This is a genomic window from Streptomyces sp. NPDC058964 (genome assembly GCF_042741275.1).
GTDB lineage: Bacteria > Actinomycetota > Actinomycetes > Streptomycetales > Streptomycetaceae > Streptomyces.
On record NZ_JBHYKH010000283.1, the window covers coordinates 9,207 to 11,524 of the forward strand.

The following is a 2,318-nucleotide window of genomic DNA, read 5'->3' on the forward strand; positions in this document are numbered from 1 at the left end:
CCTCCCCGGGTGTGGGGGCCCGTCCCACGCTGGTGTTAGTGTCGGCGCTTCGGCCCCCCGGGGCGGGGCCCCCCCGGGTGGGGGGGCGCCCGACCTGGCGGCGCTTCGCGGCTGGGAGGCGCAGCTGGCGATGCTCCAGGGCCTGATGACCGAGTCTCCCCTGGGCCTGACGATCTTCGACACTGACATGCGCGTCGTCTGGGGGAACGTCTCCACCGATCTCGAGCTCGGAGGGGTCGCGCAGTACACCGGCCGGCCGGCGGCTGACCTCTTTCCGGAGGGAGAGATCATCTCCTGGCACCACCCGCCGACCGAGGACCAGCTGATGCGGCACGTGCTGACGACCGGCGAAGCGGTCATCGGCATGCACTACCGCGGTCGCGCCCCCATGGACCCGGAACGCGAGCACGTCTGGTCCTGCTCCTACTACCGGCTGGTGGACGCCCGGGGCGAACCGCTCGGACTGTTCGAGGAGTCCGTGGACATCACCGACCGCTACCGGGCGCAGGAACGACTGTCGCTCCTGGTGCGGGCGGGGCAGCACATCGGTGCCTCACTGGATGTGCGCCGTACGGCCGCGGAGCTGACCGACGTGGCGGTACCGCAGCTGGCCGACGAGGTGCAGGTGGACCTGCCGCAGGCGGTCATCGAGGGACGGCAGCCGCCGACGGGCTCGGCGCCGGGACACAGCCTGCTGCGGATGCACGGCCGCAGTCCCGAAGAGTTCCGTACCAGCCCCGTCTCCTACCCGCCCTCGTCACCTCAGGCCACGAGCCTGGCCACCGGGCGCCCCGTCGTCGATGCCGCCGCGTGCAAGGCGCCGGACGACGCGGGGTCCGCCTCGCACTCGTGCCTGTTCGTCCCGCTGCGGGTCCGCGACGCCGTCCTGGGCCTTGCCACCTTCCGGCGCAGCCGCAACCCCGATCCCTTCGGCCCCGAGGAGCAGACGCTCGCCGAGGAGCTGGCCGAGCGGGCCGCCGTCGGTATCGACAACGCCCGCCGGTACACGCGCGAGCACGCGACGGCCCTGGTGCTGCAGCGCAGCCTGCTGCCACAGCACCTGCCGCCGCAGAGCGCGGTCGACGTGGCGTACCGCTACCTGCCCGCCGACAGCCGCGTGGGCGTGGGCGGCGACTGGTTCGACGTGATCCCGCTGTCCGGGGCCAGGGTGGGCCTGATAGTCGGTGACGTGGTGGGGCACGGTGTGCAGGCGGCCGCGACGATGGGCCAGCTGCGTGCCACCGTAAGGACCCTGGCCCAGCTGGACCTGGACCCCGCCGAGCTGCTCACGCGACTGGACGACCTGGTCGGACAGGGAACGGAGCCGGAGGCGGACGACGGGCTGAACGGCGAGGCGCTGGGGGTGACCTGTCTGTACGCGATCTACGACCCGGTCAGCGGCCGGTGCGTCTGGGCCAGCGCGGGCCATCCCCCGCCGATCGTGGCCGACGCGGGCGGCTCGGTCGCCCTGCCGTCCCTGGCCCCGGGACCGCCTCTGGGGCTGGGCACCGGCATGCCGTACGAGAACGTGGAGCTGGACCTGCCCACCGGCAGTGTGGTGGCCCTGTTCACCGACGGTGTCGTCGAGGGCCGCAGTCAGGACATCGACACCGGGATCAACCGCCTGGCCCAGGTGCTCACCTGGCAGCGGTTCCCGCTGGAAGAGTTGTGCGACCGGGCGCTGACGGTCCTGCCGCCGGGTCCTCAGGCGGACGACGCCGCGCTGCTGCTCGTCCGCACCCGGCGGCTGGACGCCGGACAGGTGACGGACGCGGAGCTGCCGGCCGAGCCGGCCATGGTGGCCCAGGCCCGGACGCTCACGGAGCGGCAGCTGGAGACCTGGGGGCTGTCCGAACTGGCGTTCACCGCCGAGCTCGTGGTGAGCGAACTGGTCACCAACGCCATCCGGTACGCGGCGGGGCCGGTCATGCTGAGGCTGATCCAGGACCGCTGCCTGCTGTGCGAGGTCTCCGACGGCGCGCACACCGCACCACACCTGCGACGGGCACGCAAGGACGACGAGGGCGGCCGCGGACTGTTCCTCGTCGCCCAGCTGTCCCGGAGGTGGGGCACGCGCTACACCGCGTCCGGGAAGACGATCTGGGCCGAGCTGGCCCTTCCGGACTTGCAGGTCTCGGGGTCGGGGGCGGGGTATCGCGGTGGGCACGGTACGGGGTGATCGGGTCTACGACCGGGAGCACGCAGCGTCGGCAGTGAGGACGGGTCCGCTGTCGCAGGGCTCGACGCGTATGGCGGTGGGTTTCCGGGTGGGTGTCGTGGGGGGGGGGCCCCCGGGGGCCAACCCCGCCAGCACCGGA

Annotated in this window: 1 protein-coding gene; it reads left to right on the forward strand. The window is 73.0% G+C overall.

What is annotated here, in order from left to right; genetic code table 11:
• Nucleotides 1-145 precede the first annotated feature (145 nt).
• Entirely contained in the window at nt 146-2,179 is a 2,034-nt protein-coding gene (locus tag ACFW2E_RS29025) for a SpoIIE family protein phosphatase (protein ID WP_384470026.1), read from the forward strand.
• The last annotated feature ends 139 nt before the right edge of the window (nt 2,180-2,318 follow it).

Bases quoted from the DNA above. Each gene is read 5' to 3' on its own strand.
- ACFW2E_RS29025 (WP_384470026.1), top strand. From the start codon at position 146: ATGACCGAGTCTCCCCTGGGCCTGACGATCTTCGACACTGACATGCGC.